Source organism: Bradyrhizobium sp. WCU1, from assembly GCF_053474805.1.
Map to the genome: position 1 here is coordinate 1,778,023 of NZ_CM130280.1, position 14,880 is coordinate 1,792,902.

General features: G+C 65.7%; 12 protein-coding genes. 4 read left to right on the forward strand and 8 right to left on the reverse strand.

The features are described from left to right. Positions 1 to 17: 17 nt before the first annotated feature. Together ACTUWL_RS08055 and ACTUWL_RS08060 are read right to left on the reverse strand one after the other, a co-directional pair. Complete coding sequence (locus ACTUWL_RS08055) at positions 18 to 1,805, reverse strand: tetratricopeptide repeat protein (RefSeq protein ID WP_021076058.1); 1,788 nt, start codon at positions 1,803 to 1,805, stop codon at positions 18 to 20. A 424-nt stretch (positions 1,806 to 2,229) separates the two neighbouring features. Beyond that, positions 2,230 to 3,888 carry an electron transfer flavoprotein-ubiquinone oxidoreductase gene (locus ACTUWL_RS08060; RefSeq protein ID WP_021076057.1) on the reverse strand — a complete coding sequence of 553 codons (1,659 nt, stop codon included), beginning with the start codon at positions 3,886 to 3,888 and terminating at the stop codon, positions 2,230 to 2,232. A 192-nt stretch (positions 3,889 to 4,080) separates the two neighbouring features. On the opposite strand from ACTUWL_RS08060, the gene ACTUWL_RS08065 reads away from it, so the two are divergent. After that, entirely contained in the window at positions 4,081 to 4,890 is an 810-nt protein-coding gene (locus ACTUWL_RS08065) for a uracil-DNA glycosylase (protein ID WP_035649536.1), read from the forward strand. A 93-nt stretch (positions 4,891 to 4,983) separates the two neighbouring features. On the opposite strand, the gene ACTUWL_RS08070 is transcribed toward ACTUWL_RS08065, so the two are convergent. The 4 genes from ACTUWL_RS08070 to ACTUWL_RS08085 form a co-directional block, all read right to left on the reverse strand. Continuing rightward, positions 4,984 to 6,489, reverse strand: a complete 1,506-nt coding sequence (locus ACTUWL_RS08070; RefSeq protein ID WP_021076055.1) for a glycosyltransferase family 39 protein — start codon at positions 6,487 to 6,489, stop codon at positions 4,984 to 4,986. 274 nt (positions 6,490 to 6,763) lie between these two features. After that, positions 6,764 to 7,534: a ribonuclease HII gene (locus ACTUWL_RS08075; protein WP_021076054.1), complete on the reverse strand. Its 771-nt coding sequence runs from the start codon at positions 7,532 to 7,534 to the stop codon at positions 6,764 to 6,766. Between the two features lie 82 nt (positions 7,535 to 7,616). Further along, positions 7,617 to 8,063: a VOC family protein gene (locus ACTUWL_RS08080; protein ID WP_021076053.1), complete on the reverse strand. Its 447-nt coding sequence runs from the start codon at positions 8,061 to 8,063 to the stop codon at positions 7,617 to 7,619. Between the two features lie 88 nt (positions 8,064 to 8,151). Then, the gene (locus tag ACTUWL_RS08085; protein WP_021076052.1) at positions 8,152 to 9,318 is read right to left on the reverse strand and encodes a PA0069 family radical SAM protein; all 1,167 of its coding nucleotides are present in this window, start codon (positions 9,316 to 9,318) and stop codon (positions 8,152 to 8,154) included. 164 nt (positions 9,319 to 9,482) lie between these two features. Here ACTUWL_RS08085 and ACTUWL_RS08090 point away from each other — a divergent pair, with 164 nt between their 5' ends. Next, the gene (locus ACTUWL_RS08090; protein WP_021076051.1) at positions 9,483 to 10,052 is read left to right on the forward strand and encodes a flagellar biosynthetic protein FlhB; all 570 of its coding nucleotides are present in this window, start codon (positions 9,483 to 9,485) and stop codon (positions 10,050 to 10,052) included. Positions 10,053 to 10,169: 117 nt separating this feature from the next. Next, positions 10,170 to 11,102, forward strand: coding sequence for a bifunctional helix-turn-helix transcriptional regulator/GNAT family N-acetyltransferase (locus ACTUWL_RS08095; RefSeq protein WP_021076050.1), 933 nt, complete (start codon positions 10,170 to 10,172; stop codon positions 11,100 to 11,102). Positions 11,103 to 11,353: 251 nt separating this feature from the next. On the opposite strand, the gene moaB is transcribed toward ACTUWL_RS08095, so the two are convergent. Beyond that, entirely contained in the window at positions 11,354 to 11,917 is a 564-nt protein-coding gene (gene moaB / locus ACTUWL_RS08100) for a molybdenum cofactor biosynthesis protein B (RefSeq protein WP_021076049.1), read from the reverse strand. A gap of 202 nt (positions 11,918 to 12,119) precedes the next feature. Next, positions 12,120 to 13,052, reverse strand: coding sequence for a KPN_02809 family neutral zinc metallopeptidase (gene ypfJ, locus ACTUWL_RS08105; protein ID WP_021076048.1), 933 nt, complete (start codon positions 13,050 to 13,052; stop codon positions 12,120 to 12,122). A 381-nt stretch (positions 13,053 to 13,433) separates the two neighbouring features. On the opposite strand from ypfJ, the gene ACTUWL_RS08110 reads away from it, so the two are divergent. Next, the gene (locus ACTUWL_RS08110; protein ID WP_021076047.1) at positions 13,434 to 14,567 is read left to right on the forward strand and encodes a site-specific DNA-methyltransferase; all 1,134 of its coding nucleotides are present in this window, start codon (positions 13,434 to 13,436) and stop codon (positions 14,565 to 14,567) included. The last annotated feature ends 313 nt before the right edge of the window (positions 14,568 to 14,880 follow it).

Genomic DNA, 14,880 nt, shown 5'->3' on the forward strand with positions numbered 1-14,880 from the left:
TGAAGTCTCTTTTTGGCTCAGCCGCCCTTGCCGTCGTCGTCCTTCTTCTTGTCGGCGGCGGCGGCGTTCGAGGTGTCGTCCGGCAGGCCGTTGTCGATCTTGGCCTGGATCTTCGGCAGCTCTTCCGGCTCGGGCTTGAGGTCGCGGGCATGCGCCCACTGGAACTTGGCTTCCAGCGTGCGGCCGACACGCCAATAGGCGTCGCCGAGATGGTCGTTGATGGTCGGATCTTCCGGCTTGAGGTCGATCGCGCGCTCGAGGTTCTTCACCGCCTCGTCGTAATTGCCGATCCGGTAATAGGCCCAGCCGAGGGAGTCGACGATGTAGCCGTCGTCAGGGCGCTGATCGACGGCACGCTTGATCATCTTCATGCCTTCGTCGAGGTTGATGCCCTGGTCGATCCAGGAATAGCCGAGATAGTTCAGCACATGCGGCTGCTCGGGCTGCAGCTCGAGCGCCTTGCGCATGTCGGCCTCGGCCTTGTTCCACTGCTTGGAGCGCTCCTCGCAGATGCCGCGGTAGTAGTAGGTGACCCAGGCGTTCTTGTCGCCGCTGCCGGCCGGCAGCGCATCGATCGCCTGCGAATAGGTGGTGGCGCAGTCGGCGAACTTCTTGCGGCCGCGCTCGATATTGCCGAGCGCCAGGATCGCCTCGATGTCCTTGGGCTGATCCGCGGTGACTTCCTTGAGGATCTTGATCGCCTCGTCGCTGCGGTCTGCGGCGTCGAGATTGGTGGCGAGCTGGATCTGGGCGTTGCGCTTCAGCGGCGAGGACGCCGGCATCCGCTCATAGACCTTGATCGCCATCTGCGGCTTCTTCACCGATTCATAGAGATCGGCGAGCGACAGCAGCGCCAGCGGATGGTTCGGCTGCAGATAGAGCGCGAGCTGCAGATAGACCAGCGCGAGGTCCTCGCCGCCGCGGCGGGTCAGCGTCGCGCCGATGCCGTACAGCGCTTCGGCAGCGCCGGCCTGCGGTGAATCGACCAGCGGCGGCAGCTTCTTGCCGGCCTTGGTCTCCTTGATGCCTTCCAGCACCAGCGGATGACGCGGCAGCTTCTTGTCGAACGCCTCGTACATCGCAGTCGCGGCGGCAGCATCCTTGTTGCGCGAGGTCCAGCGCGCATATTCGTCGACCGTGCGCAGCATCGAATCGTCGAGCTTGTAGACCTTCTCGAAGCGGGCGCCGGCATCCTTCTCCTTGCCGGCGAGCTCATAGATCATGCCGGCATGCAGGTCCTTGAAGATCGGATACCATTCGGGACCGGTCAGCTTGTCGATCGAGGCGACTGCGCCCTTGCTGTCGCCGGCGCCATAGGCCGCCCAGGCCGACAGCAGCGTGGCCACCAGATCGGTGATCGGGCCGCGCACCGACTGGTTGATGTTGGATTGCGCGGCGGCGTATTTCTTCAGCTTGAGGTCGCGCACACCGACGACGAGGCGGGCGACGCGGTTGGACTTGTCCTGGGTCAGGATGCGGTCGGCGAGCTTGACCGCCTCCTCGATGTCGCCGTCGGCGAGCGAGGAGATGAAGGCGCGGTCGAGCAACTCGGAGTTCTTCGGATCGGTGCGCAGCGCCGAACGGTAGAATGCCGCGGCGGAGGCCGCATCGCGCTCGACACTGGCGTGGCGGGCGGCGAGATAGCTGCCGGCCGTGGTCAGCGATTTCAGGTCGTTCTTGGAGGGGAATTGCGCGGCGTTGTCGGTCGGATGGTCGGGCGTTTGCGCCGACAGTTGCGCAGGCACGGCAAGCGCCGCGGCAGCGAGAAGGGCAATCGTCAAGCGGTTGAAACGGGTGGACAGCATCACGGTCGCCTTGCTCCAGGGATGTACAGCCAAGATGGATTTACCGGCCAAGATCTTGCGATCAGTCTCAAAATGCGAACCCAAGCAGCGGCATCACGGCGAGCGACAATGCCGCTTTTGGCGTCTATCCGCAAGGATCGCCCCAAGGCAACCCATGACGAATCAATTGGCAGATTAGGCCGTTAGACCCGCCGATCCAGCCGGCACACCGCAAGACGCTCCCACTATGGCGGTATCGTGACCGGGCCCGGCATATTCGCATGCGGAAGCAAAAAGCGCCGGATCCCAGCGCCGCTCCCCGCTGTTCCAAGTGTCCCGACGTATCCGACGGCGCAATCGGGCCGCTTCCGCCCGGCAGACGCCGAGCGGAGGTTGCGGCCAGCTGCGCCATGGCCTCACGCAAATGTGGTCGGCCGCATTGGCCTCACATCGCCTCGTAGTTCGGACCGCCGCCGCCCTCCGGAGGAACCCAAGTGATGTTGCCGTTGGGATCCTTCACGTCGCAGGTTTTGCAATGGACGCAGTTCTGGGCGTTGATCTGGAAGCGCGGCCCCGCCGATTCCTCAACCCATTCATAGACGCCGGCCGGGCAATAGCGGTTGGAGGGACCGGCGAACACGTCGTGCTCCGACGTCTTCTGCAGGTTCATGTCGGCGACCTTGAGATGAACCGGCTGGTCCTCCTCATGGTTGGTGTTGGACAGGAACACCGAGGACAGCTTGTCGAACGAGATCTTGCCGTCCGGCTTCGGATAGGCGATCGGCTGATGCTGCTTGGCCGCATCCAGGGTCTTGCGGTCCGGCTTGGCGTGCGACTGGGTGCCGAACAGCGAGAAGCCGAGCGTGTTGCACCACATGTCGAAGCCGGACAGCGCCATGCCGAGCAAATTGCCGAACTTCGACAGCAGCGGCTTGGCGTTGCGGACCTTGAACAAGTCCTTGCCGATCGCCGACGAACGCCAGGCGTTCTCGTATTCGACGACTTCGTCATTGGCGCGTCCGGCGCCGAGCGCGGCCGCAACGTGCTCGGCGGCGAGCATGCCGGAGCCCATCGCATTGTGGACGCCCTTGATGCGTGGGACGTTGACGAAGCCCGCCGCGCACCCGATCAGCGCGCCGCCCGGGAAGGTCAGCCGCGGCACCGACTGATAGCCGCCCTCGGTGATGGCGCGCGCGCCATAGGCGAGCCGCTTGCCGCCCTCGAACAGCTCGCGGATGTCGGGATGCGTCTTCATCCGCTGGAATTCGTCAAACGGCGACAGATAGGGATCAGTGTAGTTCAGGTGCACGACGAAGCCGACCGCGACGCGGTTGTCGTCGTAGTGATAGAGGAACGAGCCGCCGCCGGTCTTGTCGTTCAACGGCCATCCGAGCGTATGCTGCACGCGGCCCTTCTTGTGCTTTGCCGGATCGATCTGCCAAACTTCCTTCAGGCCGATGCCGAACTTCGGCGGCTCCGAGTTGGCGTCGAGCTTGAACTTCGCGATCAACTGCTTGGACAGCGAGCCGCGCGCGCCCTCGGCGAACAGCGTGTACTTGCCGACGAGCTCCATGCCGCGGGTATAGGAATCCTTGTGGGTGCCGTCCTTGGCGATGCCCATGTCGCCGGTCGCGATGCCGCGCACCGCACCCTTGTCGTCATAGAGCACCTCGGCGGCGGCAAAGCCCGGATAGATCTCGACGCCAAGCGCTTCCGCCTTCGGCGCCAGCCAGCGGCAGACATTGCCGAGCGAGCCGATGTAGTTGTGATGATTGTGCATCAGCGGCGGCATGATGAAGTTCGGGATGCGGAACCAGCCCTGCGACGTCGCCCAATAGAAACGATCGCTTGTGACCTGGGTCTTCAGCGGACAGTCGGCATCCTCGCGCCAATCGGGCACCAGCTTGTCGAGGCCGGCTGGATCGATCACCGCACCCGAGAGAATGTGCGCGCCGACCTCGGAGCCCTTCTCCACCACGACGACCGAGAGCTCCGGATTGAGCTGCTTCAGCCGGATCGCGGCCGACAGGCCCGACGGGCCGGCGCCGACGATGACGACGTCGAATTCCATAGACTCGCGGGGAGGAAGGTCTTCAGCACTCATGATCTCTGTCTCAGCCCATTGAGAACGCTTCTAAGCTTTTCAAAAGTCGTTGTTTCCGATTTTTTGCGGAAGGACAACCATGGAATTGCGCTTCCATCGGTTTGCACGGTCCGGATACCGCAAAGAACAATCTTTTCCGAAATCGAGCCTCCCCTTTTCCCTTTGATGCTCTAGATTGCCCCCATGATGGCCCTGCCGCCCGAGCCCACCCCTACACTGCAGCAATTGCTGGCCTTTTACCTCGAGGCCGGGGTCGACTGCGCGCTTGGCGAGGAGCCGATCAACCGGCTGGAAGAGCCAGAAGCAGTTCCGGCCCCCGCCGCGCCGCGGCCGGTGGCGCTCAATCCGCTGCGCCCTCCGCCGATGCCCGCCGTTCCGCGCAGCGAAATCACCGTCGCGCCGGAGGCCGCGATCGCCTCCGCGCGCGAGGCCGCGCGGACTGCACCGACGCTGGAAGCGTTGCGCACGCTGATGGAGACATTCGACGGCTGCGCGCTGAAGCACACCGCGACCCGGCTGGTGTTCGCCGATGGCAATCCGCAGGCGAAGGTGATGTTCGTCGGCGAGGCGCCGGGCCGCGACGAGGACATCGAGGGGCTGCCGTTCGTCGGCCGCTCCGGCAAGCTGCTCGACCGCATGATCGCCGCGATCGGGCTCGACCGCAGCAAAGCCTATATCGCCAACGTGATCCCGTGGCGGCCGCCGGGCAACCGCACGCCGACGCCGCAGGAGACGCAGGTCTGCCTGCCCTTCATCCAGCGCCATATCGAGCTGGTGAATCCCGACGTGCTGGTGACGCTCGGCAATCCCTCGACGCAGGCGCTGCTCGGCACGCGCGAGGGCATCATGCGGACTCGCGGCAAATGGATCGATTACGACACCGGCACCCGCACGATCCGCGCCGTCGCCACCTTCCATCCGGCCTATCTGCTGCGCTCGCCGTCCTACAAGCGGCTGTCGTGGCAGGATCTGCGCGCCATCGCGAAGGTGCTTGCTTCGTAGGACGGGTAGAGCGCAGCGAAACCCATCCTTTGTGCCGCAGTCCGGTTCGATGGGTTTCGCTTCGCTCCACCCACCTTACGGATCTGCAGATCCCTATCCCTTCGGCCGCACGATCGCCCAGCCGATCCGCAGCACCGGCTGCCGCCCGTTGACCAGGCGGTCGAACGAGCGCGGCACTTCCGGCACGAGACCGGGGAAGCGCTGGGCGAGGTCGGGCGGCGGCGTGCCGGCGGTGTCCTGCGCGCGCCAGACCACGACGCCGCCGGTCTCGTTGAATTTCGCGACCGACAGCCAGGGCGTCCGCTGCGGCGTGGCGTCGAGCAACAGATGCGGGCGGCGGCCGTTCATCGCGATCAGGCTGGCGATCTCGGGGTCGCCCGCGACTGCGCGCAGGCGCTGGTTGGTGCGGCGCTCATAGCTGTCGTCGAAGAAGCGGCCCATCGCGGCCGCCGGCAGCGAGGTCGGCACCTCCTTGGTGCTGGTCCAGGGCAGGAACAGCGCCGCAGCCAGCGCCACAGCCGCAGGCGCCGCAACGGCAAAGGCCCACACCGAGCGCAGCAGCCGCTGCCGGCGGAGATGGATCAGATCGCCAGTGGCAACCACGACCGCCAGCCCCGACATCAACAGCGCCACGCCGGCGCCGCCGAAGGCGCTGTCCAGATCGAACAGCCCGGAGATGAAGCTGCTCACGATCGCGGGCGCGAACGCGAAAAAGTAGACGAACTGCTGCGCCAGCGGACTGACCGGCGGACGGTAGATGATCGGCGCGTCCTCGCCGTCGCGGGCAAACCAGCGCGAATTGAGGATCGCCAGCACCACGATCGCGGCGGTCGCCACGATCAGCCCGCCGAGCACGACGCCCCAGCGCAGCGCGCGCGCCTTGAGATCGGCAAGCGCAGGCAGTGCCGGCAGCGCCAGCACGTCGGCGCGGACCAGCCAGACCAGATAGGGCAGCGCCAGCACGATGATGACCAGCAGCGCGTAGAGCGGATCGACCGCCCGCAGCGTGCGCCGGCCGCGCTCGGTCGCGAGCGCAAAGCCGACCACGAGCAGGATCATGCCGATCGCGGCCGGCGCCGTCAGCAGCAGCAGGCCGCAATCGATCGACCAGGCGAACCAGGCGCTACGCCGGTTCTGCCCGATCAATTGCCAGGAATGGAGCAGCAGCAGCGCCCATAGCGGACGCGCCAGGATCAGCGGACCGAACTCGACGCTGGGGGAGGAGAACACCACTGCAGTCATCGACAGCAACACCGCCAGCACGCCCTGCGGGCCGCCGACGATGGCGCGCGCCAGCTGGTAGAACGCGATGAACGTCGCGATCTCGCAGACCTGCGCCAGCAGATAGACGCCGAACACGTGATTGCCGGCGGCGCGGAACGCGATGTCGGCGAGCCAGAATGCCAGCGGCGGCCCCATATCGGTGCCGACCTGATATTCGCGGCCGAAGGCCAGCACGGTGGCGAGATTGCCGGGCGGGCTGCCGTAGAAGATCAGCGGCAGCAGCAGCCAGATCGCGGCCTGCACCAGCACCACGACCCAGACCACAAGACGCGGCCGGGCGCGGATCAGTTCGACAACCAGGGAGGTAAACCGCATGAAACGCCTGAATTGCCCCAGCCACCTCGTTCAGCGGCGCCATCTGATCCCGAGGGTTTTTGATAGACGGCGGCGGCGGCGGAGGCAACCGGGGCCGATGAGTGCCCCCTGCATATCCAAACGCAGCCGTCATGCCCCGCGAAGGCGGGGCATCCAGTACGCCGCGGCTTCTCGATTGAAAATCACTGTCTCTGGAATACTGGATCGCCAGGTCGAGCCGGGCGATGACACCGTTGTGTGGGTTGGCGCCGTTGCTTGTGCGGGCGCCGTCGCGCTACGCCGCTTCGGACGCCGCTGCGGCTTCGCTTTCCGTGTCCACCGTGAACAGGTCGGGCTCGGCGGGACGCGGAAAATGCTTCAGCCGCGCGGCGACGACGGGGGCGAAGAAGCTGCGGTGATGGGTGCTCGGGCCGAGCCGGTCCAGCGCCTCGAGGTGCTCGGGCACGCCATAGCCCTTGTGCTGTTCGAAGCCGTAGCCGGGACAATCCAGCGCCAGCTGACACATCAGGCGGTCGCGCGTCACCTTGGCGATGATCGAAGCCGCGGCGATCGAGGCCACGATGCCGTCGCCGCCGATCACGGCGTCGCAGTCGCAGAGCGTGGCGAGCTTGTCGCGGCCGTCGACGAAGACGTGCCTTGGCATCTCCGGCAGCGCATGGACCGCGCGCGCCAGTGCCCACAGCGAGGCGCGCAGGATGTTGTCGCGATCGATTCGCGCCGGCGAGGCCACCGCGACCGAGAACGAAGCGGTGGCGCAGATCTCCTCGAACAATTCCTCGCGGCGCTCGGCGCTGAGCCGCTTGGAATCGTCGAGGCCCTTGGGGACCCGCGCCGGGTCGAGCACCACGGCGGCAGCGACCACGGGACCTGCCAGCGGGCCGCGCCCGGCCTCGTCGCAGCCGGCGACCGGCCAGACGCCGCGCTTGATCAGCGCGCGCTCGCGCCGGAAGCTCGGCCGCACGACGATGCGCTTCTCCGGCTTGGCTGGCGCGGTCGGCTTGGCCGGCGGCTTTTTCGACGTGTTTCTGGACTTGTCCCGAATCATGCGGGGATCGTGATCAAGCGCAGCCCGCGGCGCAACCGGGAACCGGGCGCCCTTCCCCGTTATTCAGTCCAGCCAGCCCGCGCTAGTCAGGAATCGACACCCGCCCGCTATCGAGCACCTCAAAACCCGGCGCGCGCACCACTTCCCAGGCGTGACCATCGGGATCGCCGAAATAGCCGCAATAACCGCCATAGCTGGTCGGCTGTGCCGGCTTCAGCAGCTTGGCACCTTTCGACAGTGCGAACGCCATCACGCGATCGACCTCGGCATCGTCGTTGCAGTTCCAGGCGATCGAGACGCCGTGGAATGCAGCCGGCCGCGGCTGATCGGGCAGTCCGGCGTCGTCAGCGAGCAGGTGCCACGGGAACAGCCCGAGCACGCTGCCGCCGGTCTCGAAGAACGCCACCTCCTCGCCGGTCGCCCGCATCTTCCTCGTGAAGCCGAGGGATTCGTAGAAGGCGATGCTGGCGCGCATGTCGCTGACGCCGAGGGTGAGGACGGTGAAGCGTGCGGTCGGGGCGTTACTCATTGCTGTACTCACTTGTTTAACGTTGTCACCATCTTGCATCTTCGTAGCCCGGATTTCGCCGCGCTCCATCCGCGCTACGAGATCTCGCCTAGAACAGGCTGAGCTGTTGCCCGTTGCGCTTCGGCTTGGCGAAGTGATCCGTGGTCAGCTTGGTGCGCCGCTTGTTGAGGCCGAGCTTTTCGCAGGCGATCTCGAAGCGACGGCCGATCATCCAGGCCATCGGACCGGTGCCCTTCATCCGCGTACCCCATTGCGAATCATAGTCGCGGCCGCCGCGCATGTCGCGGATCAGCGTGAAGACGTGGCGATAGCGGTCCGGATAGTTCGCCATCAGCCATTCGCGAAACAGGTCGCGAACCTCCAGCGGCAGCCGCAGCAGCACGTAGCTCGCCTCCTTCGCGCCGGCATGCACTGCCGCATCGAGGATGCGCTCGATCTCGGAATCGTTCAGCGCGGGGATCACGGGCGCGACCATCACCGTGGTCGGGATGCCGGCCTCGGCGAGCCGCTTGATCGCCTCAAGCCGCTTCGGCGGGGTCGAGGCGCGCGGCTCCATGGTGCGGGCAAGCTTCGGGTCGAGCGTCGTCACCGACAGCGCGACCTTGGCGAGGTTGCGCTTGGCCATCCGCGAAAGGATATCGATGTCGCGGGTCACCAGCGCCGACTTGGTGACGATGCCGACCGGATGCCCGGCACGCTCCAGCACTTCGAGAATGCCGCGCATGATCTTCCGCTCGCGCTCGATCGGCTGATAAGGATCGGTATTGGTGCCGATCGCGATCATCCGCGCTTCATAATCCGCCGCCGCCAACTCCTTCTCGAGCAGCGCCGGCGCATCCGGCTTGGCGAACAGTTTCGACTCGAAATCCAACCCCGGCGACAGGCCGAGATAGGCGTGGGTCGGCCGCGCGAAGCAGTAGACGCAGCCATGCTCGCAGCCGCGGTAGGGATTGATCGAGCGATCGAAGCCGATATCGGGGGAATCGTTGCGGGTGATCACCTTGCGCGAGGTGTCGAGCGCGACGCTGGTGGTGAACGGCGGCAGGTCTTCGAGGCTCTGCCAGCCATCGTCGAAGGCCGTCCGCGCCTCGGCCTCATAACGGCCGCTGGCGTTGGACTGCGCGCCGCGGCCGCGCCGCCGCTCGCGCTCGATCGCGACCGCAAGCTCGGGAAAAGGGGTGGGTGCACCCGCCGGGTTATCGGAGGGCGCCGTTACCGGCGGGTGCTTGAGGGCATGAGAGGATGCTCGGCTCATGTTCTGAAGCTAGCACAGCGCGAGAACAAATCAAGAACGAGAGCGGAGAAATTCCACAGAACCTTGCTACAAAATTCTGCAGCCGCACAGGCTGCTTTGAATATGACAAGGTGATAACACGACCGGAGTTTCCGGAACCATTTCAGCCAGCGAAGCCTCAAATCATGCTGAGCGTGATCATTCCAACCGACGGGATCGAGCGCACCGCGGTCGCAACCTTGGCGGCGCTGGTGCCGGGCGCGGCCGCCGGCGTGATCCGCGAAGTGCTGCTGGTCGACCGCACCAATACCGACATCATGGAGCGCGTTGCCGACGTCGCCGGCTGCCGCTTCCTGCGCTTCGAGGGCACCCGCGCCGCGGCGCTCGCGGCCGGCGCACGCCAGGCGCGTTCGCCCTGGTTGATGTTCCTGCATCCGGGCGCGGTGCTCGATGCGGGCTGGATCGAGGAGACCACCCAGTTCATCCAGATGGTGGCGGCGAGCGGCAAGGACCGCGCCGGCATCTTCCGCTATGCCCGCGCGCCCTACTCCGACCCCGGCCTGCGCGACGGCCTCAAATTCGTCGCCCGGATGATCACCGGGCCATCGGCCGAACAGGGCCTTCTGATCGCGCGCGAACATTACGAGCGGATCGGCGGTTACCGGCCGGACGCCCGCCGCTCCGAGGCGCGGCTGCTGCGCCGGCTCGGCCGCTCCTCCCGCACCATGCTGCGCAGCCGGATCATGGTGGCCTGAGACCGGGACGGGGCCAGTTCGCAGGCCTGAACACAGAATCGCGAAAACAACCCCATGCAAAGCAGAACGGGTTTGGTGGGGCTTGCAATTTGTTTGATTCCGTCAAATAATCATTTGATGAAATCAAATAATGATATCGCCGGCGAGATCGCCGCGATCCGCGGCTTCAACCGCTTTTACACGCGCAAGCTCGGCCTCATCGAGCCCAAGCTCGTGCACAGCCCGTTCACCCTGCAGGAAGCCCGCATCCTCTACGAGATCCGGCATCGCCCCGCCTGCACTGCCACCGACCTCACGCGCGATCTTGGCCTTGATCCCGGCTTCGTGAGCCGCACCCTGCAGGCGCTGCAGCGGCGCCAGATCGTGACGCGCAAGCCCGCAAAGCACGACGGCCGGATCAACGAACTATCGCTGACCGCCAAAGGCCGCACCGCCCAGGCCGAGCTCGAGCGTCGGTCGAGCGAGGAAGTCGGAAACCTGCTCGTCTCGCTCGACGACAGTCAGCGCGGCGCCGTGGTGCGCGCGATGGCGACGATCGAGCGAACGCTGGAGCAGCCTGCGGAGAAACCCGCCGCTTTTCTGCTGCGCAGCCACAGGCCCGGCGACATCGGCTGGGTGATTTCGAGCCAGGCAAGGGCCTATGCCGAGGAATATGGCTGGGACATCAGCTACGAGGCGCTGGTCGCCGAGATCTGCGCGCAATTCATCAGGAACTTTGATCCCGCACGCGAGCATTGCTGGATCGCGGAAGCCAATGGCGAACCGGTCGGCTCGATCTTCCTGGTCAACGGCGGCGACGGGGTCGCCAAGCTGCGGCTGTTGCTGGTCGAGGAGAAGGCGCGCGGGCTCGGCGTCGGCCGCGCTCTGGTCGAGCAGTGCATCCGCGCCGCGCGCGAGAAGGGCTACAAGAAGATGACGCTGTGGACCCAGAGCGTCCTGCTCGCCGCGCGCGCCATCTACGCCCGCGCCGGCTTCCAGCGCGTCAAGGAAGAGAAGCATCACAGCTTCGGCGCCGACCTGATCGGCGAGACCTGGGAGCTCGAGTTGTGAAACCGGGCGGCGCGTCACGGCTGAGCTGATCACATTCTATACCCACATGGCGCACGCGCTGTGGGCCGAGGCCTGGCGCAACGGTGTGCGGGGATTGTGGCAGGCGCTGTTGAGACTCATCGGCGGCGGTTGATTTCTTCGTCATTCCGGGGCGCGCGAAGCGCGAGCCCGGAATCCACTAGGCCGCAGGTTATGTGGGGCGATGGATTCCGGGCTCATCGCTGCGCGATGCCCCGGAATGACGATCGAGGTTACACACTCGACCCCTTCGCCTTCGGGCGGCGTAGATGCTCGTCGAGCCGCGGCATGATCTCGACGAAATTGCAGGGCTTCGTGCGGTAATCGAGCTGCGCAGCCAGGATTCCGTCCCAGCCGTCGCGGCAGGCGCCGGGCGAACCGGGCAGGCAGAAGATGAAGGTCGCGCCGGCGACGCCGGCGGTGGCGCGGCTCTGGATCGTCGAGGCGCCGATCTTGGCATGGCTCAGCATGTGGAAGGCGATCGAAAAGCCGTCCATCCGCTTCTCGAACAGCGGCTCGACCGCCTCCGGCGTCACGTCACGGCCGGTGAAGCCGGTGCCGCCGGTGGTGATGACGGCATCGACGCCGGGGTCCGCGATCCAGCGCCGGATCACCGCGCGGATCGCCTCGACATCGTCGGTGACGATTTCGCGGGCCGCGAGCTTGTGGCCGGCCGCGGTGAGGCGATCGGCGAGCGTGGTGCCCGACTTGTCATCCGCCAGCGTGCGGGTGTCGGAAATCGTCAGCACCGCGATGTTGAGCGGGATGAATTGCTTGGTTTCGTCGATTGAAGACATGGCCTGCTCTCTCGCTCCCTCTCCCGCTTGTGGGCGTCCGAGGCGAGCGAAGCTCGCTCTCGAGGTCGGGGTGGGGGTGTCACCGCGAGTCATATAGTGGAAGGAGCCCCCACCCGCATCGCATCTAACGATGCGATGCGACCTCCCCCGCAAGCGGGAGAGGTGACCTGACTCGCGGCCTTGCCCCCGTTGAACCGGCTTTCTACCCGCCGCCGAACGTGTTGCAGGCCTGCACGGTGCCCTGCTGGTAGCCGGTCATGAACCATTGCTTGCGCTGCGCGGCGGAGCCGTGGGTGAAGGAATCCGGCACCACCCTGCCCGTCGCCTGCCGCTGCAGCGTGTCGTCGCCGATCGCATTCGCGGTGGTCAGCGCGGCGTCGATGTCGCCGGCCTCGAGGAAGCCCGGCCGCTTCTTCTCCTCGCGATTGACCCAGACGCCGGAGAGACAGTCGGCCTGCAACTCGACCTTGACCTGCAGCGCGTTGGCCTCGGCCTTGCTGCCGGCCTGCTGCTGCAGCCGGTTCACGCGCGGGATGATACCGAGCAGGTTCTGGATGTGATGGCCGGCCTCGTGCGCGATGATATAGGCTGCGGTGAACTTGCAGGCGTTGCCCGAACAGCCGCGGAAGCGCGTCTCGACCTCGCGGAAGAAGCCGGTGTCGAGGAAGATGGTCTTGTCCGGCGGGCAGTAGAACGGCCCCATCGCCGACTGCGCCATGCCGCAGCGGCCGCCATTGGTGGCGTTGCGGAACAGCACGATCTTCGGACCGGTGTAGCTCTGGCCCGAGGCCTGGAAGATCTCGCTCCAGCGATCGTCGATCTCGCCGAGGATGCCGGCGATCATGCTTCCCATCTCGTCGGTCGGCGCGCCGCGCTTGGCCTGGCCGCCGGAGGACTGCCGGTCGGTCTGATAGGTCGGCGCCTGGCCGCCGCCGGTGAGAATCTCGGCGCCGCCGATCAGGATGCGCGGATCGATGCCGAAGGCATAGCCGAGCAGGCCGAGCACGATGACCGTGCCGATGCCGAGCCCGCCACCGCCGCCCATCGGAATCCCGAAGCCGCCACCACCGCCGCCTCCGCTGTCGTCGCGACGGTCTTCGATGTCGTCGCTGCGGCGGAAATCATCATAGCGCATGGCGGTTTCCCTTCATTCCAGTCGGCGCCCCATTGCGGGACACACCAACCTAAAATTTCCATTCTGTTAATCAATATCCTGCCCGGCAAAAATTGCCTAGCCCGTTGCACGCGCATCGTTTGTACCGCGAACTCTGCAAACGGCGGCGAATTTACTGGCTGAATCGTGCCGGTTTGATGATCCGCAAAAATTTTCGCGGAACGCGCTGATGTTGCAGCACAACGCACACGACAATGCGCCACGTCGTTCAAAAACTGCTGCAATCTTTTGCATGAACATTTCCAATTAAGTCGATTTTTACTTTGCCCGGTCAATGTGACGCCAGTCGGTTGTTTAGTCCCGCGTCGCCGACAGCGTCGCCTGAGTCAGAGTTCTTGAGTCATGGTAGTGTCGCGTCGCGGGGCGTCTGCAAGGGCGCCCCGCACTAAATTTGAGAGTGCCCCGTCGAGCCACATCGTCATTGGCGATTGCGTGGCCGAGTTGTCGAAGCTTCAGGCCGGCTCGGTCGACCTGGTCTTTGCGGATCCTCCCTACAATCTGCAGCTCAAGGGCGATCTCAAGCGCCCCGATGAGTCGCATGTCGATGCCGTCAACGACGACTGGGACAAGTTCTCGTCGTTCGCCGCCTATGACGATTTTACCCGCGCCTGGCTGCTGGCCTGCCGCCGCGTGATGAAGCCGTCGGCGACGCTGTGGGTGATCGGCTCCTATCACAATATCTTCCGCGTCGGCGCCATCATGCAGGACCTCGGCTTCTGGCTCCTGAACGACATCGTGTGGCGCAAGTCCAATCCGATGCCGAACTTCCGCGGCCGCCGCTTCACCAACGCGCACGAGACCATGATCTGGGCCGCGCGCGACGAGAAGGCCAAGGGCTACACCTTCAACTACGAAGCGCTGAAAGCTTCCAACGAGGACGTGCAGGCGCGCTCCGACTGGCTGATCCCGCTGTGCACCGGCGAGGAGCGCCTGAAGGGCGACGACGGCAAGAAGGTTCATCCGACCCAGAAGCCCGAGCAGCTGCTCGCCCGCGTGCTGCTGTCGTCGTCGAAGCCCGGCGATCTCGTGATCGATCCGTTCAACGGCACCGGCACCACCGGCGCCGTCGCCAAGCGCCTCGGCCGCAACTATATCGGCTTCGAGCGCGACCGGACCTATGCCGCCGCGGCCGAAGCCCGTATCGCCGCGATCGAACCGCTGCCGGAAGCAACTCTGGCACCGTTCATGACCGCCCGCGAGGCGCCGCGCGTCGCGTTCTCCGAACTGATCGAGCGCGGCATGATCGTGCCCGGCGCAAAGCTGGTCGACGCCAAGAAGCGCCATGGCGCCCTGGTGCGCGCCGACGGCGCCATCATGCTCGGCGACAAGGTCGGCTCGATCCACCGCATCGGTGCCGTCGCGCAAGGCTCGGGCGCCTGCAACGGCTGGACCTTCTGGCACGTCGAGACCAAGACCGGGCTGCGGCTGATCGACGAGCTGCGCGCCGAGATCCGCTCCGGGATGGCGGTGGGCTGAGCAGGCCTTTCGTCCTCCCATCCCGCGGCTGCGAGACACGGTCCGCTCATCCTCATTCCTTCGTCATTCCGGGGCTCGCGAAGCGAGAACCCGGAATCCATCGAGTCACATACGCCGTGGCGCAATGGATTCCGGGCTCGCCGTGTTGCGGCGCCCTCAGATGCGCAATTGCGCATCGGGGAATGACGATCGGAGAAAGCTGACGCCGTCTTGAACGCCGGCTGACCCGCGCGGCACGCGCCCCTGATTCACAAACTCGTCGCTTGCGCGTTGCGGCGAATTTTGCGCATGAGTGGCCCTGCGGCCATCCCCC

What these genes read in the sequence shown, in the direction of transcription:
- ACTUWL_RS08060 (WP_021076057.1), bottom strand. Translation starts at nt 3,888, where the DNA reads ATGAGTGCTGAAGACCTTCCTCCCCGCGAGTCTATGGAATTCGACGTC.
- ACTUWL_RS08095 (WP_021076050.1), top strand. Translation starts at nt 10,170, where the DNA reads ATGAAATCAAATAATGATATCGCCGGCGAGATCGCCGCGATCCGCGGC.
- ACTUWL_RS08055 (WP_021076058.1), bottom strand. Translation starts at nt 1,805, where the DNA reads ATGCTGTCCACCCGTTTCAACCGCTTGACGATTGCCCTTCTCGCTGCC.
- ACTUWL_RS08110 (WP_021076047.1), top strand. Translation starts at nt 13,434, where the DNA reads ATGGTAGTGTCGCGTCGCGGGGCGTCTGCAAGGGCGCCCCGCACTAAA.
- ACTUWL_RS08090 (WP_021076051.1), top strand. Translation starts at nt 9,483, where the DNA reads ATGCTGAGCGTGATCATTCCAACCGACGGGATCGAGCGCACCGCGGTC.
- ypfJ (WP_021076048.1), bottom strand. Translation starts at nt 13,052, where the DNA reads ATGCGCTATGATGATTTCCGCCGCAGCGACGACATCGAAGACCGTCGC.
- ACTUWL_RS08085 (WP_021076052.1), bottom strand. Translation starts at nt 9,318, where the DNA reads ATGAGCCGAGCATCCTCTCATGCCCTCAAGCACCCGCCGGTAACGGCG.
- ACTUWL_RS08070 (WP_021076055.1), bottom strand. Translation starts at nt 6,489, where the DNA reads ATGCGGTTTACCTCCCTGGTTGTCGAACTGATCCGCGCCCGGCCGCGT.
- ACTUWL_RS08075 (WP_021076054.1), bottom strand. Translation starts at nt 7,534, where the DNA reads ATGATTCGGGACAAGTCCAGAAACACGTCGAAAAAGCCGCCGGCCAAG.
- ACTUWL_RS08080 (WP_021076053.1), bottom strand. Translation starts at nt 8,063, where the DNA reads ATGAGTAACGCCCCGACCGCACGCTTCACCGTCCTCACCCTCGGCGTC.
- moaB (WP_021076049.1), bottom strand. Translation starts at nt 11,917, where the DNA reads ATGTCTTCAATCGACGAAACCAAGCAATTCATCCCGCTCAACATCGCG.